Source organism: Lysinibacillus sp. EB106-09-02-XG168, assembly GCF_058791475.1.
Map to the genome: position 1 here is coordinate 528,312 of NZ_JBYTDN010000003.1, position 19,971 is coordinate 548,282.

Genomic DNA, 19,971 nt, shown 5'->3' on the forward strand with positions numbered 1-19,971 from the left:
TATAGTATGTGTTTGAACATTCATATTTAATCGAAATTATTGGTAAAAACTATTGCACTTTATTCAAAAACATCTATACTTTTTTTGTACTGTTTGAAATGCTAGCATTCGACAAAAGAGTAGCACATTGTAGATTTTAATCGAATTCTGCTAGACGTTCCAATAATGTATACGAGGATACAGGGATAGAGGTTTCATTACATTCCTGTAAGCCCTTAATAGAGGTTCATTATCAAAAGTTATAAAACAGATTTCATGTGGAAAAATGATTGGAGGGGAGATTGGACACCCCCAATCGAAGCGGAAATCAATTCAGTAATGAACTGATGAAAATGAATGAAATAAGATTAATTTCTAAAAGTGGAGGTCTATTAATGAGATTTGATGAAGCTTATTCAGGAAATGTTTTTATAAAAAGTCATCCTACATATGAGGATGCTCAGGCGGTCATTTATGGTATGCCAATGGACTGGACAGTTAGTTACCGTCCAGGCTCACGTTTTGGCCCACAGCGTATTCGTGAAGTATCCATTGGTCTAGAAGAATACAGCCCATATTTAGACCGTGAATTAGAAGAAGTGAAGTATTTTGATGCGGGTGATATTCCGTTACCATTCGGGAACGCACAGCGCTCGTTAGATGAAATTGAAAAATATATCGAGACGCTTTTAGCGGATGGTAAAATCCCTGTCGGTATGGGTGGCGAACATTTAGTATCGTGGCCTGTAATGAAAGCTGTATCAGCAAAATATGATGACCTAGCAATTATCCACTTCGATGCACATACAGACTTACGTGTAGAATATGAAGGGGAGCCTCTTTCACACTCAACACCTATTCGCAAAATTGCTGAACATATCGGACCGAAAAATGTATATTCATTTGGTATTCGTTCAGGTATGAAAGAAGAATTCGAATGGGCGAAGGAAAATGGCATGCACATTTCAAAATTCGAAGTGTTAGAGCCATTAAAAGAGGTATTACCGTCTTTAGCGGGTCGCAATGTTTACGTTACGATTGATATAGATGTACTTGATCCAGCACATGCACCAGGTACAGGAACAGTAGATTGCGGTGGCATTACATCCAAAGAATTACTAGCATCAATTCATGCGATTGCAGCAAGTAACGTCAATGTAGTGGGCTTTGACCTAGTTGAGGTAGCACCAATCTACGATACATCAGAAATGACAGCGAATACAGCTAGTAAATTGCTGAGAGAAATGATTTTAGGCTGGGTAAAATAAGTAGAGCTTAGTAAATGTTGATAAAAAGCGATTTAAGTGGGGGTTAGCTATGAGCTAGCCCCATTTTCCTTTAAACTCTGAATAAATACAGCGCTTCCGTATCCTGGAAAATGTGGCCATAAACTGTATGGATCATTTCAGGAGGATTTCCTAATCGTTCGGCAATGACTTTTAAAGGGATACCATTATTCATAAGAATCGTAGCATGTGTATGCCGTAATCCATGAATTTGCTTTGAAAAAGTAATATATCACAGGTTCTTTTGTTGATTTACAATAAAATTGACCGACAACAGAATTATGGCGAGAGAATACACAATGAGTGTCTAGGACGGTTCTATAAGGTGATGAAAAGGGGTTAATCCCTAAATCATTGTTTAATGACTTTTGGGATAACCCCTAAATATATTTTAATGTATTGAACGATAAACTTTACCGTTTAACGTTACTTTAGATGCAGAGACAAGAATCTCTTTATTTGCTTCATAATATGGATCTAAAATTTTATCGATAGAAGCCCATTTTTCATTAGATTTTTCATAGTCACCTTTTTTATCAAGAGCTGTTGCTTCTTCATAAAGCTTTTTTAATTGTTTTTGATCATTTGCATTGATATCGAAATCAATGCCAGACAAGTAATCTTCAAAGCTAAGTGGCTTAAAATAAGGATTAATCATTTCATCAAATTCACCCCATAGCTTTTCAGATAATTGATCATTTTTATCTTTATCAGCTTTTTTAGCAGCATTGTATAAAGTTTTTAGTTTTGGCATGGCTTCAGACGGAATATCTAATTCCAAATCTGAGATGTATTCTTCAAATGTTAACGGTGGATTTAGAGCATCTAAGTAAGGTAGAAGAACCTTCTGGAATTCATCAAATTTTTCTTGTGCTTTTTCCTCTTTACCAGATTTCTCTAGTTTTATCCACTGTTGATAGATATCTTTCAATTGTTTTTTATCATTTTTTTTAATAACTATATTCTTTTCACTAAATCCATACTCTTCAATGAACTCTTCGAAGGATACAGGTACCCAGCTAGCTAAAATATACGGCTTTGTGATTTTATCCATTTCAAGATTTACTTTTTCTACTTCATCATATTTCTCTTCTTTTTCTAACTTCTTCGTTTGATTAAACAACTTTTCTAATTTTGCTAGGTCTTCTTTTGTTATTTCTTTAGGTAAGCTTTTTTTATATACGTCAAACGTATAGAAGTCTGAATAATCATGTACTAAGCTGCCTTCTACAGAGATTTCCTGACCTTCTACTAAGTTCATTTTTTCTAATTGCTTATCTGAAAATTTCTGAATTCCGATATAATAGTTTTTGCCGTCTTTCCCTTTAATTGTGATGCTATCTCCGTAAACGCTTTTAATCGTTCCTTTAATTTGTTGTTCAGCTTTAACAGTTATTTCGTTTGTTGTTTTTGCTGTTGTTGCCTCAGCTTGATGTGGTGTGAAGACAGCCATTCCTATTGTTAGTGCTGATACAATCATCCAAGATTTTTTAGTTGTTTTTTTCACAATTATTTCTCCTTTTGTTTAAATGGGATACTTACTAATTGTTGGACGTATTACCAATTGAAAAAAGTTAGTTAAAGTTAAAAAAATTTATAAATAGTTGGAAGGTATAGATCAATACTTAAACTTTTTCCTTTTGACTACCGAACATTTGGGGGATTGCTGTTAAATCGACAACGAACAAAGAAACAAACATTAAACGAATGAGAGTTAGAACTTAAGGAAGAAGGTACTAGTAAAGTGTAATCAGAATGGTGCCCACACTCATTCAATTCCTAGAGAAAGTAGCCATAAGCTGTATGTATCTCATAAGAGCATATTGTTAAAAAAGAAAGGCGCCATCCAAAATACATCGGATAGCGCCTTGATCTTTCAAAGAATTCTATTAAGGATTCGTCGACCAAAGTCCTGCGTGTTTTAAGACAACACGTGGATGAAGTTTTAGTTGTGCAACCATTAAATCTGCTAAATCTTCTGCTTGCATCACTTTTTCTGGATTGCCGTCTGTTAAGTTTAGTTCAACAGCCATATCTGTAGCAACTGTACTTGGTGTTAATGTTGTAACGCGAATATTTTTCTTACGTACTTCAAGCATTAATGACTCACTTAGTCCGATAACGGCAGCTTTTGAAGCCGAGTATGCACTTGTAATTGGTGCACCTTTTTGACCAGCTGTTGAGGAGATATTAATGATATCGCCTGTATTGCGCTCAATCATCTCTGGTAATACAGCACGTGTTGTGTAATACACACCTTTTACGTTGACATCGATAATATTTGTCCATTCTTCAGGCTTTAAGTCCATGAAGCTACCGAATTTTGAAATTCCGGCATTGTTTACTAAAATATCGATGGCACCAAGCTCACCACGAATAGATTCAACGGCTGTAGTAATAGAGTCTAAATCCGCTACATTTGCCACAGCGATGGCTACCTTCACATCATACTGTTTAAGTTCCTCTGCTACTTGTTGTAAATTTTCAAGCGTACGCCCAACAAGACCTACGTGAATACCTTCTTGCGCAAAAGCTACTGCTGTTGCGCGTCCAATTCCACGTCCTGCACCTGTAATTAACGCCACTTTACCTGCGATTGCTTGCATGTTTTTCTCTCCTTTAGATAAGATCGTTTTATTTAGACGAAAAAATAGATTAAGATTTGTCTTTAAGACTATCCTCATTTTACTACGATTTTATACATTGTGAAGAGTGCACTTTTTGGTGCGGAGGTTACTAAAAGTTACTTATAGGAAAAGGGAGTTAGCTCTATGTCAGATAAATTAAGAGAAGAGATAAAAGAGAGAATAGTAAATAACGATTATCATTGTGAAAAGGAACTTACCTTATCGATTATTAGTGGGAAATGGAAAGTTGTTATTTTATGGCATTTAGGTGTGGAAGGACCGCATCGCTTTAGTGAGCTTCAAAGACTTTTTCCGAAAATATCTCATAAAATATTATCAAACCAATTACGGGAACTGATGGAAGATGGGATTGTTCATCGAGAAGTGTTTCCAGAAGTTCCTCCGAAAGTCGAGTATTCAATGACTGAACTTGGGATGACGTTATTACCAATCGTTGAAATGATGTATGAATGGGGAAAAAATAGAATTGATCAAATTAAACAAGAAAGCAATAATGGGGTCATTTAGGATAATTTAAATTATCGGTGCTTTTTTAAACAATTTTATTATAGCTGATAGATGGGTACTTTATTTCTATACACAAGCCGATTGGGATGGTAGAACTTTCCGTAACTTTTATCGTCTTTTTGTAAAAGGGGTGAGCTTATGGGAGTTTGGTATTTCTTAATCTTATTTGTAGGGCTGTTTTTCGTATTTAAAGGGCTATTTATGAAAAAGCAATCTTTGTTAATAATGAAAATTAGTATTGTATTTGTAGGATTATTATGTATTTCATTCTCAATATTTATGTTTTCACCAGGAAGTGCAGAAATAATTTCTGATTTGCTAAATTTGGAATAAAGAATTACGTTAATAGAACAAATGTGGGGCTAAAAGTAGGGAAGTGTAGTGAGCTTGCTTTTAGCCCCACTTGCTTTTTCATTCCAGGCATCCATAGTTACTGGGGGTTTACGGACTTTCTTGGGAAAACAAGGCTCATTTACAAAGTGAGCTTTTTTTATTTGGAAATTTTTGAGTACCTTGTTGACATTGGTAGGAAAATACTGTTACATTATAGGTAACGTATGTTACCTATTGAGAGGGGGCAAATTTTTTTGGCACCAAAAGAGCGGTTTACAGAGGAAATTTTAATGGATTGTGCTTTTGAAATGGCTAGGAAGAGTGGGATTGATAGTGTTAATGCAAGAGATTTAGCAAAAGAGTTAGGTTGTTCGACGAAGCCTATATTTCGATTATTCTCGAGTATGGACGATTTGAAGTATGCAATATATGAAAGGGCTAGCAATCTATACAACGAAAGAATGTTTCAGGGCTTACAAGAAAGATCTTTTTTAGGAATGGGGTTAGCTTATATTAATTTTGCTCGCGAAGAAAAAAAGTTCTTTGAGCTGTTATTCTTATCTAACAAGTATAAAATCTCGAGCTTTTCAGATTTAATAAATGACGTAGAAAATCAAGGTATTATAGCATTAATTTCTAAATTAACAGGATTAACTCAAACCTCAGCTAGATCTCTATTTATAGATATATGGTTAACTGCTCATGGTATTGCGACAATGTGTGCGACGAACACTTGCGATTTAGATGGCTCGGAAATTGAATGTATTTTAAAAGATGTTTTTGAAGGCGTTAAACTAAAATTAATAAAGGGAGAAAAATAAATGAGAATAAAAAATTCACCTATTTTTTTATCGATACTATTTACTTTGCTTGCCCTTATTTTTCCTACCATAGCTGGTGCAATTATTACGGTGAAAAAAATAAGTAGCTTAAGCGCTATATTTTTGATCCAATTCATAGCCACTGCAGGTGGTGTTCTAGTTACTCTTTGGATCATGAAAAAAAGTAAATTCTCTTTCAAAGATTTTGGATTTAGAAAGTTTAAAGCAGAAACTTGGATGGTTGTTATCGTTATTTTTGAGCTGGTTGCATTCTTTAATGGTATTACAGATCAAGAGGGGTTTTCTGCGCAATATGTACTTATTTTGCTTCTATTTGTTATTGCTGTGGGTCTTTGTGAAGAGTTTATTTTCCGAGGCCTAATTTTTAAATATTTATCGGCAAAAGGGCTTAAAACGGCTATTATAGGCTCCTCTATTTTGTTTGGTGTTGGACATCTTGCAAATTTAGCTACCGGTGCTGATTTATTAATGACAATACTACAAATAACTTTTGCATTCCTCTTTGGGTTAGTTTGTGCTGAAATTGTTGCAAAGACAAAAAGTATTGTTTTCCCAATTGTCTGGCATGCTATGCACGATTTTATAGCTTTCTTGACTGATAGTGAGCCGAATGTCCTTGCTGTTTCTATTTATGTCTTTCATTGTATAGTGTTAATTGGTCTTGCGATTTATTTCTGGAAAGCTTTATTTCCTAAAAAGGCTGTTATGGGTTTAAAAAATCCTGAAAGCTATGTTTAAACTCGACAAGCAAAAAAGCATCTACTCATTAAATTTGGGTGGATGCTTTTTTTGTCTAGTCTCGTTAACAAGCTTATGTCAAAGCTTCAGTAATTAGTTTTAATCCCAAAAAAATCTTCATCCTTTAGTACAGGACTGTTTACAAACCTTGCGTAATTGGTAATAACCTAGTTTGAAGTATTATGCACTTACTTAGGCATTCTTGCTTTTTGCGAGAAGCTATTGATATTATAAGCTTCAGGCATTCTCTACCGATTTTATCTGAAAATATAATTACAATAAGTAAGGGAGAAATATGTACACGATCAGCAGATTTTCGCAGCTTTGCAAAATGAGTGCGCGCATGTTACGACATTATGACAAGGAAGAACTTTTGAAACCAGTACTTGTAGATACAACAAACGGTTACAGATATTATGACCAGAGTCAATTAGAAACGGCATTACGAATCAAGAAACTAAAAGAATATAGATTTTCCCTACCTGAAATTAGAACGATCCTCCAATCATCAGACAGTGCAATGTTTATCGACATGATACACACGAAAATAGATGAAATTTCAAACGAAATGAGTCGAAATAGACAGATTATTTCAGAGATGCAAGAATTGATTGAAAAGAAAGTGGATTTATTACAAGGAGTAAGAACATCATATGATATATCGCTTGGAATAAGAAACGAGATCAGTGTCGTAAGTCAAAGATTGCAAATTAAAATTGATGACATGGACAGATATATTGATTCCCTTTACGATAAGGCAAAAGAAAGTAATATTCAGTTACTTAGTGTTCCCTCAACTATTTTTTTTGATGAAGAGTTTACCCCTGAACAATGTGATATTGAATTAATAATTCCAATCATTCGTAGAAATGACGAAAAAATATCAGGAGAATGGCAAATAAAAAAACTTCCCGAAAATATTGTTGCTACTACTTTGCATTTTGGAAGTTATGACTATATCGGATACGCACACATGGCGCTTGAAGAGTGGGCAGAAAGCAATGGCTACAGCATGGATGGTCTACCGTATGAAACTTACTTGAAAGGTTCAGAATGTGACTGTCATGAAGAAGAGTATGTGACGCAAATTAGCTTTCCCGTCTGCAAAAAGCCAATACAATAATTGCTTGACCTTCACACTATGTCAAACCTTATTCTACTTCCAAGAGAAAACTATAAAAACATAAGGAGATCTTGGTTATGAAAAAATTTATTGTATTTTGCGCAGGGGCTGTATTAACGGCTGGGTTCATTATGGGAGGGTGTAATCCAAGTAAAGTAGAGGGAAGCGAATTCGTGAAAAAACAATACGTAGGTAAGTATACAATGCCAGATGAAAGCAGCGAACATGAAGGTACGTGGTTACAATGGCCACATTCCTTTACATATGGTAAAGGCTATGTAGAAAAGATTGAACCAATTTGGATTGAGATGACGGCTGCCCTTAGCGAAGGAGAGAATGTCCATATTATCGCATATGATGAATATGAAAAGAATTATATTTATGACCTTCTGTATGATGAAGGTCTAAATATGGATAAAATCGATTTTTATATTGTTCCTACTGACGATGTATGGGCAAGAGATACAGCACCAATATTTGTATACGATAAAGATAACAATATGAAACTCATGGATTGGGGATTTAATGGGTGGGGTAAGAAAACACCATATAAAAAAGATGCTTTAATACCAAGTGTTCTTAGTAAGCAGTTAGGTATGGAACGAATAAATCTAAATAGTGTGGTACTCGAAGGCGGAGCATTTGAACTGGATGGTAATGGTACTTTTTTATCAACACGTAGCGCTGTTATTAATAAAAATCGAAATCCTAAACTAACAGAATCAGAAATTGAGGAGTATGTGGAAGAGAATCTTGGTGCTAGTAACTTTATTTGGTTAGATGGTGTATCAAACCTAGATATTACAGATTTTCATATTGATGGTTTTGCAAAATTCCACGACAAATCTACAATCATTACAATGAAAAAAGATGATTTAGAAGAATGGGGTCTCTCCAATAAGGATATTAAAACATTAATGCATGCAAAGAATTCTTCCGATAAGCCATATCAGTATGTGTATTTACCAATCAGTAAAAATAATGTAGTTTTAGATAACGGAAAGAATTTGAAGTATAAAGGTTCATATGTAAATTATTATATTGGGAATACAGTTGTGTTAGTTCCGAATTACAATGATCCTAATGACAAAATAGCAAACGATATAATCCAAAAACTATACCCTGATCGTAAGGTAATCGGTATTGATGTAAGGGAGCTTTATAAAGATGGTGGTATGATTCATTGTGTTACACAACAACAACCAGTCGATTTAAAGTAATAGAGTTTTTACACCTAGTCTTAACATAATGCTACCATCATTGTTGGATTAACTAAATAAGAATTGTTTCTAATGAAAGCGCAAGTTAAAGAGAATACTTAAGATGATTTAAAAAAGGAAAGAAGTCTTGATTTTATAAGGCTTTTTCTTTTTTTTATTATTCTTAGTGTCACAAAAAACAGAAAAGATTGCAGCATTAAGCTTAACCCACTCACCGTTTATTACCCCCAAAATTATGTATTTTCCATTAAAATGAAGACCAAGAAAAATATCAAAAATGCTGATTTAACAGACTTCTTAACACCTGCATGTTGTATTTTGCGTCATTCCTAATATATAATAAAAAGGTTATAGTAAAAACATTAAAAGGGAGCGTCCATAATGGCGAACGAAGTAAGATCGCAGGTGAACATTAAGCTCATTTCTACGATTCGCCCGATTGATGGGGAATCTGAAGGGTATGAAATGTTGCTGACAGGGCAGCTACTTGAAAAAGCAGGAAGCATATATTTGAAATATGAAGAGGTGCAGGAGGATAAAACCATCCGCACAACTATGAAGCTAGGCAATGAACAGGCATTAATTATGCGTACAGGAGCAGTAAAAATGCGACTACCACTTAACATAATAGAACAACAAATGGGTCATTATGAAAGTGAATTAGGTTCAATGCCACTCGTCATAGACACGAAAGAAATGACGTTTACAAAGCAGGCAGTAAGCGGAGATTTCTATGTACAGTACGATTTACTAATGGGTGGGCAACCCGTTGGCAATTATACATTAGACATTACATTTACGGAGGTACAATGATGAACGCAGTAGAACAAGTACAACAAGCCATTAAAGTAGCGATTGCGCAAGCTGTTGAAAAAGCTGGCTTAGTCGAAGCTGGCACAGAGTTAAATATTCACCTAGAAACACCAAAGGATAAAGCGAATGGTGATTATGCAACAAACATTGCAATGCAATTAACGAAGTTAGCAAAAAAACCACCTCGTGCTATTGCAGAAGCAATTTTAGAAAACCTAGACACAGCAGGTACAGATATTGAAAAAATCGATATTGCTGGCCCTGGATTCATGAATATTACTGTGCGTAAAGATTTCCTAACAGGTGTAGTAAAAGCAGTGCTTGAGCAAGGTGTTGATTATGGCCGTTCAAATGCTGGCGCAGGAGAAAAAATTCAAGTTGAATTCGTATCTGCAAATCCAACAGGAGATCTTCATTTAGGTCATGCACGTGGAGCTTCTGTAGGGGATTCATTATGTAATGTATTAGATATGGCAGGTTACGCAGTATCTCGTGAGTACTACATTAACGATGCGGGTAATCAAATTAATAACTTAGCGTATTCACTTGAAGCTCGTTATAAGCAAGCTTTAGGATTGGATGCTGAGATGCCAGAGGATGGCTACCACGGTCCAGATATTATTGAAATCGCTGGTAAACTAGCAGGCGAGCATGGCGATGCAATTTTATCAAAATCTGAAGAAGAGCGTTTTGCATTCTTCCGTCAACATGGTTTATCGTTAGAATTAGCCAAGTTAAAAACAGATCTTGCAAACTTCCGTGTAAACTTTGATGAGTGGTATTCAGAAACATCACTTTACGAAAACGGCAAAATCGAAGTAGCTTTAGATAAACTGAAAACGAATGGCCATGTATTTGAAGAAGATGGTGCTACTTGGTTCCGTTCAACAACATTTGGGGACGATAAAGACCGTGTGTTAATTAAAAATGATGGCTCTTTCACATATTTAACTCCTGATATTGCATACCATGAGGATAAAATTGTACGCGGCTTCGATAAATTAATTAATATTTGGGGCGCTGATCACCACGGTTATATCCCACGTATGAAAGCTGCTATTCAGGCGCTTGGTTACGACCGTGATACACTTGAAGTAGAAATCATCCAAATGGTTCAACTTTATAAAAACGGTGAGAAATTCAAAATGTCTAAACGTACAGGGAACGCTGTTACAATGCGTGAGCTTGTAGAAGAAGTTGGCTTAGATGCAGTTCGTTATTTCTTCGTGAAAACTGCAGGCGATTCTCACATGGACTTTGATCTTGACCTTGCCGTATCTCAATCAAATGAAAACCCAGTGTATTACGCACAATATGCGCATGCACGTATTTCTTCAATTTTACGCTCAGCAAATGAGCAAGGCTTTGCTGCAACAACAGATCATTTAAGCCTGCTAACTGCTGAAAAAGAAATTGATTTACTGAAAAAAGTGGGCGACTTCCCGAAAATGGTAGCAGATGCTGCGAAGCATCGTACACCACACCGCATCGCCAACTATATTCAAGAAACAGCAGCTGCATTCCACAGCTTCTATAACGCTGAAAAAGTGTTAGATGCTTCAAATAAAGAGCTAACAGAAGCTCGCTTAGCCCTTATTACTGCTGTACGTACAACAATTGCCAACGCACTACGCTTAATCGGCGTATCAGCACCAGAAAAAATGTAATAATCGTTTTTCCAGCCCCCGGCACGATCATGTGCCGGGGGCTTTTTTGTTTTAGGTAGCAAGAGCAGTTGAAGTGACGGAAAGAGTGGCTGGGGTGAGGGGAAATTCCGGGGAGGCGGAAAGAGCAGCCGGGGCGACGGATAGAACACCAAAAGTCGTGGATAGAACCCCAAAAGTCATGGATAGAACCGTCAAAGTCCCAGATAATATCCCTGGAATAATCAGATTAATCTCTCTAAAACTATAATTTGCTGTAAAATTCAGATATTTTGTTGAAGTTTACGTTAGCGTCAATGATATACTGATGAAAAATGGGAAAGGGGAGATGGTGTTGAAGACGATTCAAGAAGTGGCTAAGCAGTTTAATGTTTCAACACGGACAATTCGTTATTATGAGGAGCTGGGGCTGCTTCATCCCAATCGATCAGCTACTAATCAACGAACCTTTTCAAAAAAAGAATTAGCGAAGCTTAAGCTTATTTTCCGAGGAAAGCGGTACGGTTTTTCACTTGAGGAGATTAAGGAGATGGTATTGCTTTTTGATTATGATCGCACGGGCATTCAGCAGTTGGAGCGTACGGTCGAGTATGGGGAACAAAAAATTGAAGAGATTGATGGCAAAATTGCAGAACTTGTACAGATGAAAAAGGAGATACGGCAGTTACAAGGCATATTTACAGAAAAATTAGCGACTTTAAAGGGAGAGATGCTTGATGAATAGTTCGAATTTGTTAGCACGTAATGCGCGAAAGTACCCTATGAGTGAAGCGGTTGTTTGTCAGGGCAGACGAGTAACTTATCGTGATTTAGATGAGCAAGTGACACGTTTTAGTCATGCTTTAGTAGAGCAGGGTGTGCGGCAAGGCGATAATGTAATTATTTTTATGCCAAATGTTGTAGAGTTTGTTGTTAGCTATTTTGCTATTCAGCGCATCGGGGCTATTGTCGTACCGGTAAATGCAAAATTTACGTTGCAGGAGGTCGAGTATGTTGTTCGGCATGCTGATGCTAAAGCTATTTTAGTGCATGAGGCAATTTTTGCAGCAGTTGATAACATCACGGTAGTTCCTTTAAAAATCAAAACAGGTCAAGAACAGGCTGGATGGCTAAACTATGAAACACTTATTGAACATGCAAGCACTCAAACAATTGACTGCCAGTTGAATGAAGATGATGTCTCAACGATTTTATATACATCGGGTACAACGGGAAAACCAAAGGGTGTGTTGTTTAGCTATCGCAATATTTTATCTGTAGCGCAAATGATTGCAGTGGAAATGGAAGTAAAGCCAGAAAGCCGGATTCTTCTTATGATGCCGTTAACGCATTCAGCTCCATTACATTTATTTTTAATGGCCGGGGTACTTGTAGGATCAACAAACGTGTTAACACCAACGTTTACACCTGATTTATTTATTGATTCAATAGAGCAGGAGCGGACAACGCATTTCTTTGGAGCACCTGTCGCATATTTGTTAACTGCCCAACTGCCAAGATTGCAAACAGCTGATTTATCACCGATGAAATGGTGGGCATATGGTGGTGCACCGTTATCACAAAACGAAGTCCGTCATTTACAAAAAGCTTTTAAAACAGAAAATTTAACTTGTGTCTATGGCTTAACAGAGGCTGGGCCAAACGGATCAATATTGCTTGGTGAAGAGCATGCAACGAAGGCGGGGAGCGTTGGACGACGCGCACCACTTGGAGCAGAGTTGCGTATTATCGACGATAATGGAGTAGATGTCAGTGTTGGTGAAGTAGGAGAAATTGTGTTGTTAGGTGAGAGCAATATGCTGGGCTATTACAAGGATGATATCGCAACAAAGGCTGCATTTATAGACGGCTGGCTAAAAACAGGTGACTTAGCTCGCTTAGATGAGGATGGCTATATTTGGATTGTTGATCGTAAAAAGGATGTCATTTTTTCAGGTGGTGTGAATATTTATCCGAAAGAAATTGAAGATCGTATGTTGAGTTATGAGGGAATATTTGAAGTTGCTGTAATAGGTGTGCCACATCCGGAGTGGGGAGAAACGGTGAAGGCTGTTTATGCTGCTAAAACAGAAGTTGACGAGGATGGACTTAAAGTTTATTTGGAGGAGCATCTTGCAAAATATAAAATTCCACGCATGTTTGAATGTGTGGAAGCTCTACCACGAAATGCATCAGGCAAAATACTAAAACAAACTTTGAAAGGACAAGAGGTGAGATAGCATGAAGGTTTTACAGCAGGAAGAAATGAAAACAACGAACTTTTTTAAAGAGAATGATACACTTCAAAACGTTTTAGAAATGATGCTAGATAAAGAGTTTGCGGAATATGCAACACGTGAGCTAACAGATTTCGGTGAGCTTTGTGCCGGAGATATTGATGTGAGAGCCAAACATACGGATAGAGAGGGTGAACCTCGATTACAAAGGTATAATGCCTATGGTGAAGAAGTGTCAGAGATTTGGGTCAATGACGGCTATAAAAAAACAATTGAAGAGACGTACAATACTGGCATTGTTGGTTATGTGCATAAGGATATTCCGCAAATAGGTAGAAAGGGCAACTATGTGTATAGCTTTGCTCAAGGCTATATACTTTCACATGCTGAACCAGGCTTTTACTGTCCTGTTACGTTAACGATGGCAACTGCTTATTTACTTGATCATTATGCGAGTGATGAGGTGAAGGAGCGTTTTTTACCACATGTTTGTGCAACTGGAGAGACAGAGCTCTATGAGGGGGCTACATTTTTAACGGAGCGCCAAGGTGGCTCTGATGTCGGAGCGAATGTTGTAGAGGCAAGGCAGGATGGCAAGCAGTATCGTTTATATGGTGAGAAATATTTTGCATCAAACGCAGGAATGTGTGGAGTAACTATGGTATTGGCACGTATGGAAGGGGCTCGGGCAGGCTCAAAGGGTTTAACATTGTTTGCAGTTCCATGGAGAAATGATGATGGCACAGTTAATAACCTGCGCGTTCGGCGTTTAAAGGATAAACTTGGTGTTAGAGCAGTGCCTTCTGGTGAGGTGGAATTTGATGGGGCACTAGCATATGTTGTTGGTGATCCGAATAAAGGGATTTACTATATGTTGGAGGCGCTAAATTTATCAAGAATTTGCAATGCAGTTGCTTCTATCGGCATTATGCGCCGCGGCTATTTAGAGGCGAAGCACTATGTGACAAATCGCCATGCATTTGGTAAACCTTTAACGCAATATCCTATGATTCAGGATACACTAGGGAAATTCGCTGCCAAGCTACATGTAGAAGTTGCTACGGTTTTTGATCTTATTCAGCTGTACGATAAAGTAACTAGTGGACAGGGGAATAAAGAGGACATCATTTTGAACCGCTTGTATATTGCAATCATGAAAAAAGAAACGGCGGAGCAAGCTGTACATTATGCGAGTGAAGCCATTGAATTACATGGCGGAAACGGCTATATTGAAGATTTTGTTACACCACGGTTATTAAGAGATGCACAGGTCCTTACCGTGTGGGAGGGGACTGCGAATATTTTAGCTTTAGAGCTCATTCGCTTAGTTGATAAGTTTCATGTGCACGAAATGTTTGTTCGTGTTATGGAGGAACGTCTAGAAAAACTAACTGATAGTCCATTAGTTGAAATTGTAGTAGGGCAATTAGCAAAACTAGATTCAACTTTGCAAACATTTAGCCGTTTAGATGATGCAACAAAAACATTTGAGGCAAAAAAGGTCGCAGAGCAGATGGCACATTTATATGAAAGTGTTGTAGCAGTTGAATGGGCACAAAGATTCGGCGGCAAATATGAGAAGTTAGCAGATATTTATTTAGAGAACACATGGGCATTACGAGAAATGGGTGCACCGATGAAAACGGTACAGTATTTTTCAGATATAGTTTAACTTTTTTCAGCGGGTGTCCAGACAAAATAGAGGAACCCAGTCTAAGAACGCCACGTCCTGTGACGATTTATCTGTGCGACCGCGGCAATTATGCCGAGCTAATTGATTTGATGAAGAGTCGTCTCGAATGGAGGCGACTTCTTTAATTTTCATGTATAATACAATCAACTGAATATTATAAAGGTTCTTTACTTAAGTAAAGTGAAAAGGGAAATCGGTGTAATTCCGATGCGGTCCCGCCACTGTATGTGTGAGTTTTTTCAATCTGCGCCACTGAAAATTTCGGGAAGGCTTGAAAAAGCGTATGAAGCACGAGCCAGGAGACCTGCCTTTATAGAAAACACGTTGTAGCCTACGAGGATAGGATGGTGGATTTTGTATATGTATATTGTGCAAATTTGACCCCCTCATTTTTTTATGATGAGGGGTATTTGTTTTGTAAGCTGAATATCGATAAATTTGGAAAAGTGGGCGATAACCCCACAAAGTTGGGCAATAACCACACAACATTGAAAGATAAACCCAACGTTGAGCGACACCTGCACTACCTTAAACGATAAAAACCTAAAATGTATCGATCAATCAGAAAAACAAGTCGTTAAATACTTTATGCACAGATAGACTAAGGGGGATTCACATGAAGAAATTTTGGAAAATAGGATTATCAGCATTTTTAGCTGTTGGCTTGCTTGCAGCATGCAACACAAAAGAGACGACAAATGACAAGCCGTCATCTGCTGAGCAGCAAGAGACAGCTAAAGTAGATCAAGCAATATTTCCAATGACGATAACGGATGCTATTGGCAAAGATATTACGCTAGAAGCACCTCCTGAAAAAATAGTTTCTCTCATTCCAAGTAACACTGAAATTTTATTTGGTCTTGGCTTAAATGATGAAATAGTGGGTGTATCAGATAATGACGATTATCCAGCAGAGGCTACTAAAAGAGATAAGGTTGGCGGTATAGATTTTAATATTGAACAAATTATTGCGTTAACGCCAGATATCGTTTTTGCTCATGCATCGGGTATGGGGAATTTAAAAGGAGCAATTGAACAGCTTGAGGCTGCAGGTGTGAAAGTATTTGTTGTAGCGGATGCCAAAAACTTTAATGAGACTTACACGACGATTGAACAGCTTGGTCGTGCAACGGGAAAACTAGAAGAGGCTAAAAAAATAGTCGCAAATATGAAGGCTAAAGTTGAAGAAATTGAAACAAAACTTAAGGGTGTTGAGCCAAAGAAAGTTTTTGTAGAATCGTCTGATGAGCCACAGATTTATACAGCTGGTAGAGGTACATTTATGAATGAAATGCTAGAAATGATTCATGCCGAAAATGTGGCAGCAGATGTAAATGACTGGTATCCAATTGAAGCTGAACAAATTATTGCGAAAAATCCAGATGTCATTGTTGTGGCATATAATTATGTACCGAATATTTTAACGAAAATTCCACAACGTCCAGGCTTTGAGACAATAACTGCCGTAAAAAATAAAGCTATTGTACAAGTGGATGAAAGTACGACAAGTCGTCAAGGTCCACGATTAGCTGATGGTTTTGAGGAAATAGCAAAGGCTGTTTACCCAGAGGCATTTAAATGAGTAAAACAATTGTAGCCTATGTAACAGCAATTACACTTTTAATCATTAGCATCTGGTGTGGTGTATCGATAGGCTCAGTTCATACTCCATTAGAAGTATTGTGGAATAAGGCGGCCGATGAAACAGCTGCCAATATTTTATGGAAGATTCGTTTACCTCGAGTGATGCTAGCAGGGCTTGTAGGGGCATCACTTGCTATTGCAGGGGCAGCTTTTCAAGGCCTATTAAAAAATCCTTTGGCTGATCCTTATACGTTAGGTGTTTCCTCAGGTGCATCGGTGGGCGCGGTGATGACGATTTTCTTTAGTGTCTCAATACCTGTAATCGGTCATTTTACATTGCCAGTCTTTAGTATGATAGGGGCCATATTAACAATGTTTGCTGTTATGGGCTTTGCTAGAATAGTAGACCGTTCACTAAAAATGGAAACTCTTATTTTAACAGGGGTAATATTTAGTTCATTTTTAGGTTCCTTGATTTCATTAATGATAGCATTATCTGGTGAGGAGCTACGCCAAGTAATCGGATGGTTGCTCGGTTCAGTGTCGATGCGTGGTTGGCCTTACGTTCAGATGATCATTCCGTTTGTCATTATTGGCTCTATTATGCTTTGGACACAAAGACGTGAGTTAAATGTTCTGTTATATGGTGAAGAACGTGCGAAGCATTTAGGTGTCAATGTTAAGCGTAGTAAATATATTATTTTAGTAGGTGGATCCATGTTGACAGGAGCAGCGGTAGCTGTTTCTGGAACGATTGGCTTTGTTGGTTTAGTTGTTCCTCATATGACGAGAATGGTTTGGGGTTCAGATCATCGTCATTTATTGCCATTATCGTTTTTAAATGGGGCAACTTTGCTAATTATTTGTGATTTAATAGCAAGAACAATTATTATGCCAAGAGAGCTGCCGATAGGTGTCATTACTGCATTTATTGGGGCGCCCGTTTTTTCCTATATTTTTTATAAACAACGTAGAGGCAAGGGGGTACGGGCATGATTGTTGTTGAACATCTTTCCGGGGGGTATGAAGACGTACCGATCGTCCACGATATAAGTTTTTCCATTGAAAAAGGTAAAATACTAGGGATTTTAGGGCCGAATGGTAGTGGGAAATCCACACTGTTAAAAGTAATAAGTGGCATACTACCAGCAACTGCAGGCACTGTAGTAGTAGATGGTAAAAACAGTAGCTCTTATACTGCTCGTGCATTAGCAAAGAAGATGGCAGTGCTGCCACAATTACATGCTAATGCCTTTTCAAACAGTGTAAGGGAGGCTGTATCGCTTGGACGTTATCCACATCAAACAGGCTTCTTTTCAAGCTGGTCTGATCGTGATGAACAAGCAGTGCAACATGCAATGCTGCAAACAGGTGTAAAACGCTATGAACAGACACCGATGGAATTTTTGTCGGGCGGTGAACAGCAGAGGGTTTTTGTCGCCCAAGCTCTTGCACAAACAGCGGAGATATTGCTACTAGATGAGCCGACCAACCATCTAGATATTGCGCATCAACGTCAAATCTTAGATATGGTACGAAAGGAAGCAATAGAATGTGGTTTGACCGTTATTATGGTACTGCATGATATGAATTTAGCTTCTCTTTACTGTGATGAATTATTACTAATGGAGGAAGGGCGGATGCGGGCATTTGGGGCGCCGCATGAAGTATTAGTCGCTTCGCAAATCGAAGATGTCTATCATGCTCGAGTGGCAACTTATGCACATCCAGAAATTCCAAAGCCTCAAATTACAATGATGCCAGCCTCCGTTGAACATCAGCAACGTGCTGTCATTAAAAAAGAAAATTTCTCTGTTACAGATCATTACATTAAGCTTCGATCAGAGTTTCCTTTAAAAACGGTGTCCTCAGCTGTACATAACCCGGGTATTGGCTGGTATGATTGTCTGTTAAATCGCTCTGTACCAATAGATTATGTGATTAATGATGTAAAGAGAGAGGTCGCCGAATTTTTACAAAAGGAGCACTTTTCATCTACAAGTACAGTCGTCATGTTAACAGCTGTCCCAACAAATCTTGTAGCTATTAATGAATTTCAAGCTTCTTTTGGTAGCGTTCTTGTAGCTGTTACGGCTGGGGTTGGTAATGCTGTTGATGTATCTCGTGCACATGAAAGACAAGATGGACCATATATTGGTACTATAAATACGTGGGTCATCGTGAATGGTTGTTTATCAGAAGAAGCGTTTTTCCAAGCAATGATGACAGCTAATGAGGCGAAAACAAAGGCATTGCAATCAGAAAATATTCGTGATGAGCTTAGTGGTACGATTGCAACAGGTACAGCTACAGATAGTTTATTGATTGCAGCGACACAAAAAGGGGAAGAAATGCTGTACGGCGGTCCCATTACTGATGTAGGTAAGATCATCGGTAGAGGTGTTTTTGAAACGACTGTGCAGGCAATAAAAAATTATCTTCATTCAGCAGATACACCTGCTGAATGAAGATAATGCCGCCGACGGATGACACGGATTTTCAAGGGTATGAATTGTGTGGGCACAATTCAAAATCCGGACGCATTGTTTATCTGTGCGAAAGCGTAGTGCTAACGTAGCGACAACAACAATTACGCCAAGGCGAAATTGGTAAAAAACAATTCTAGGAGATGAGAGAAATGAAGCTTTACACGAAAACAGGCGATACAGGGAAAACAAGTCTTATCGGTGGACGCGTTGACAAAGACAGCTTACGCGTAGAGACATATGGGGCCATCGATGAATTAAATTCTTTTATTGGTAAGGCTATTAGTGAACTAGATCGTGAGCTATTCAAGGATATTCTAATTGATTTAGAAACGATTCAGCATGAGCTTTTTGATGCAGGCGGAGACCTTGCTAATGTTATGAAGGAGCGTCATTATAAGCTTACAGAGCAGCCGATTGAAGTGTTGGAATCGCGTATTGATGCATTGTCAGATGAAGCACCACCGTTACAACGTTTTATACTACCAGGCGGTGCACCAGCAGCTGCAACTTTACACATTGCTCGCACAGTAGCACGTCGAGCAGAGCGTCAAATGGTAACGCTTATGAAGGAAATCGAAGATGTACCGACAATTGTACAAAAATATTTAAACCGTCTATCTGATTATTTATTTGCAGTTGCACGTGTTGTGAATTTCCGATTGAATGTTGCGGATATTGAATATATTCGAAGCGGCAATGTGTTTAAAAAATAACTACCTAAAGTTGTGGTTATTGGATTTCGATGAGTACTTGAAGATTTATCGGAACAAAATCTCATTTTATCGGAACAATTTTAACTTTTATCGGAATAATTTCAGTTTTTATCAACTAAGGGC

At 37.7% G+C, this 19,971-nt stretch carries 18 protein-coding genes, 1 pseudogene and 1 riboswitch; of the genes and pseudogenes, 16 read left to right on the top strand and 3 right to left on the bottom strand.

Annotation, left to right across the window (positions count from 1 at the left end; genetic code table 11):
* The first annotated feature begins 374 nt into the window (after window positions 1-374).
* Window positions 375-1,247, top strand: coding sequence for an agmatinase (gene speB, locus AC3WSO_RS03580; protein ID WP_197139608.1), 873 nt, complete (start codon window positions 375-377; stop codon window positions 1,245-1,247).
* 70 nt (window positions 1,248-1,317) lie between these two features.
* Here speB and AC3WSO_RS03585 read toward each other — a convergent pair.
* The 3 genes and pseudogenes from AC3WSO_RS03585 to AC3WSO_RS03595 form a co-directional block, all read right to left on the bottom strand.
* Window positions 1,318-1,473 (bottom strand): annotated as a pseudogene (locus AC3WSO_RS03585) (tyrosine-type recombinase/integrase); the annotation flags it as partial.
* A gap of 183 nt (window positions 1,474-1,656) precedes the next feature.
* The gene (locus AC3WSO_RS03590; protein WP_492528785.1) at window positions 1,657-2,772 is read right to left on the bottom strand and encodes a hypothetical protein; all 1,116 of its coding nucleotides are present in this window, start codon (window positions 2,770-2,772) and stop codon (window positions 1,657-1,659) included.
* Between the two features lie 382 nt (window positions 2,773-3,154).
* On the bottom strand, window positions 3,155-3,871 hold the full coding sequence (locus AC3WSO_RS03595; protein ID WP_492528787.1) for a 3-ketoacyl-ACP reductase: 717 nt from the start codon (window positions 3,869-3,871) through the stop codon (window positions 3,155-3,157).
* A gap of 165 nt (window positions 3,872-4,036) precedes the next feature.
* On the opposite strand from AC3WSO_RS03595, the gene AC3WSO_RS03600 reads away from it, so the two are divergent.
* The 15 genes from AC3WSO_RS03600 to AC3WSO_RS03670 all read left to right on the top strand — a co-directional run bounded on the left by AC3WSO_RS03600 (window position 4,037) and on the right by AC3WSO_RS03670 (window position 19,848).
* Window positions 4,037-4,420: a winged helix-turn-helix transcriptional regulator gene (locus AC3WSO_RS03600; RefSeq protein ID WP_492528789.1), complete on the top strand. Its 384-nt coding sequence runs from the start codon at window positions 4,037-4,039 to the stop codon at window positions 4,418-4,420.
* A gap of 138 nt (window positions 4,421-4,558) precedes the next feature.
* The gene (locus AC3WSO_RS03605; protein ID WP_492528791.1) at window positions 4,559-4,753 is read left to right on the top strand and encodes a hypothetical protein; all 195 of its coding nucleotides are present in this window, start codon (window positions 4,559-4,561) and stop codon (window positions 4,751-4,753) included.
* Window positions 4,754-5,007: 254 nt separating this feature from the next.
* Window positions 5,008-5,574, top strand: a complete 567-nt coding sequence (locus AC3WSO_RS03610) for a TetR/AcrR family transcriptional regulator (protein ID WP_492528793.1) — start codon at window positions 5,008-5,010, stop codon at window positions 5,572-5,574.
* On the top strand, window positions 5,575-6,333 hold the full coding sequence (locus tag AC3WSO_RS03615; RefSeq protein WP_492528795.1) for a CPBP family intramembrane glutamic endopeptidase: 759 nt from the start codon (window positions 5,575-5,577) through the stop codon (window positions 6,331-6,333). It abuts the gene before it with no gap.
* Window positions 6,334-6,628: 295 nt separating this feature from the next.
* On the top strand, window positions 6,629-7,456 hold the full coding sequence (locus AC3WSO_RS03620) for a MerR family transcriptional regulator (protein WP_492528797.1): 828 nt from the start codon (window positions 6,629-6,631) through the stop codon (window positions 7,454-7,456).
* Between the two features lie 77 nt (window positions 7,457-7,533).
* The gene (locus AC3WSO_RS03625; RefSeq protein WP_492528799.1) at window positions 7,534-8,676 is read left to right on the top strand and encodes an agmatine deiminase family protein; all 1,143 of its coding nucleotides are present in this window, start codon (window positions 7,534-7,536) and stop codon (window positions 8,674-8,676) included.
* Window positions 8,677-9,057: 381 nt separating this feature from the next.
* Window positions 9,058-9,489: a YwiB family protein gene (locus tag AC3WSO_RS03630; RefSeq protein WP_492528800.1), complete on the top strand. Its 432-nt coding sequence runs from the start codon at window positions 9,058-9,060 to the stop codon at window positions 9,487-9,489.
* Window positions 9,489-11,156, top strand: a complete 1,668-nt coding sequence (argS, locus tag AC3WSO_RS03635; RefSeq protein ID WP_492528802.1) for an arginine--tRNA ligase — start codon at window positions 9,489-9,491, stop codon at window positions 11,154-11,156. The genes AC3WSO_RS03630 and argS overlap by 1 nt, the downstream gene beginning before the upstream one ends.
* Before the next feature lie 331 nt (window positions 11,157-11,487).
* A complete protein-coding gene (locus AC3WSO_RS03640; RefSeq protein ID WP_492528804.1) occupies window positions 11,488-11,877 on the top strand; it encodes a MerR family transcriptional regulator in 390 nt (129 codons plus the stop codon).
* The gene (locus AC3WSO_RS03645; protein ID WP_492528806.1) at window positions 11,870-13,372 is read left to right on the top strand and encodes a class I adenylate-forming enzyme family protein; all 1,503 of its coding nucleotides are present in this window, start codon (window positions 11,870-11,872) and stop codon (window positions 13,370-13,372) included. Before AC3WSO_RS03640 ends, AC3WSO_RS03645 begins: the two co-directional genes overlap by 8 nt.
* A gap of 1 nt (window position 13,373) precedes the next feature.
* Window positions 13,374-15,041, top strand: a complete 1,668-nt coding sequence (locus AC3WSO_RS03650; protein ID WP_492528808.1) for an acyl-CoA dehydrogenase family protein — start codon at window positions 13,374-13,376, stop codon at window positions 15,039-15,041.
* Between the two features lie 164 nt (window positions 15,042-15,205).
* A riboswitch (cobalamin riboswitch) is annotated at window positions 15,206-15,388 on the top strand.
* Window positions 15,389-15,678: 290 nt separating this feature from the next.
* Entirely contained in the window at window positions 15,679-16,644 is a 966-nt protein-coding gene (locus AC3WSO_RS03655; protein WP_492528810.1) for an ABC transporter substrate-binding protein, read from the top strand.
* Window positions 16,641-17,642, top strand: coding sequence for a FecCD family ABC transporter permease (locus tag AC3WSO_RS03660; protein WP_492528812.1), 1,002 nt, complete (start codon window positions 16,641-16,643; stop codon window positions 17,640-17,642). The genes AC3WSO_RS03655 and AC3WSO_RS03660 overlap by 4 nt, the downstream gene beginning before the upstream one ends.
* Window positions 17,639-19,114, top strand: a complete 1,476-nt coding sequence (locus tag AC3WSO_RS03665) for an adenosylcobinamide amidohydrolase (protein ID WP_492528814.1) — start codon at window positions 17,639-17,641, stop codon at window positions 19,112-19,114. The genes AC3WSO_RS03660 and AC3WSO_RS03665 overlap by 4 nt, the downstream gene beginning before the upstream one ends.
* 170 nt (window positions 19,115-19,284) lie before the next feature.
* Window positions 19,285-19,848, top strand: a complete 564-nt coding sequence (locus AC3WSO_RS03670) for a cob(I)yrinic acid a,c-diamide adenosyltransferase (RefSeq protein WP_079559371.1) — start codon at window positions 19,285-19,287, stop codon at window positions 19,846-19,848.
* Window positions 19,849-19,971 lie beyond the last annotated feature (123 nt).

What these genes read in the sequence shown, in the direction of transcription:
- speB (WP_197139608.1), top strand. Translation starts at nt 375, where the DNA reads ATGAGATTTGATGAAGCTTATTCAGGAAATGTTTTTATAAAAAGTCAT.
- AC3WSO_RS03595 (WP_492528787.1), bottom strand. Translation starts at nt 3,871, where the DNA reads ATGCAAGCAATCGCAGGTAAAGTGGCGTTAATTACAGGTGCAGGACGT.
- AC3WSO_RS03600 (WP_492528789.1), top strand. Translation starts at nt 4,037, where the DNA reads ATGTCAGATAAATTAAGAGAAGAGATAAAAGAGAGAATAGTAAATAAC.
- AC3WSO_RS03605 (WP_492528791.1), top strand. Translation starts at nt 4,559, where the DNA reads ATGGGAGTTTGGTATTTCTTAATCTTATTTGTAGGGCTGTTTTTCGTA.
- AC3WSO_RS03615 (WP_492528795.1), top strand. Translation starts at nt 5,575, where the DNA reads ATGAGAATAAAAAATTCACCTATTTTTTTATCGATACTATTTACTTTG.
- AC3WSO_RS03620 (WP_492528797.1), top strand. Translation starts at nt 6,629, where the DNA reads ATGTACACGATCAGCAGATTTTCGCAGCTTTGCAAAATGAGTGCGCGC.
- AC3WSO_RS03625 (WP_492528799.1), top strand. Translation starts at nt 7,534, where the DNA reads ATGAAAAAATTTATTGTATTTTGCGCAGGGGCTGTATTAACGGCTGGG.
- AC3WSO_RS03630 (WP_492528800.1), top strand. Translation starts at nt 9,058, where the DNA reads ATGGCGAACGAAGTAAGATCGCAGGTGAACATTAAGCTCATTTCTACG.
- argS (WP_492528802.1), top strand. Translation starts at nt 9,489, where the DNA reads ATGAACGCAGTAGAACAAGTACAACAAGCCATTAAAGTAGCGATTGCG.
- AC3WSO_RS03645 (WP_492528806.1), top strand. Translation starts at nt 11,870, where the DNA reads ATGAATAGTTCGAATTTGTTAGCACGTAATGCGCGAAAGTACCCTATG.
- AC3WSO_RS03650 (WP_492528808.1), top strand. Translation starts at nt 13,374, where the DNA reads ATGAAGGTTTTACAGCAGGAAGAAATGAAAACAACGAACTTTTTTAAA.
- AC3WSO_RS03655 (WP_492528810.1), top strand. Translation starts at nt 15,679, where the DNA reads ATGAAGAAATTTTGGAAAATAGGATTATCAGCATTTTTAGCTGTTGGC.
- AC3WSO_RS03660 (WP_492528812.1), top strand. Translation starts at nt 16,641, where the DNA reads ATGAGTAAAACAATTGTAGCCTATGTAACAGCAATTACACTTTTAATC.
- AC3WSO_RS03665 (WP_492528814.1), top strand. Translation starts at nt 17,639, where the DNA reads ATGATTGTTGTTGAACATCTTTCCGGGGGGTATGAAGACGTACCGATC.
- AC3WSO_RS03670 (WP_079559371.1), top strand. Translation starts at nt 19,285, where the DNA reads ATGAAGCTTTACACGAAAACAGGCGATACAGGGAAAACAAGTCTTATC.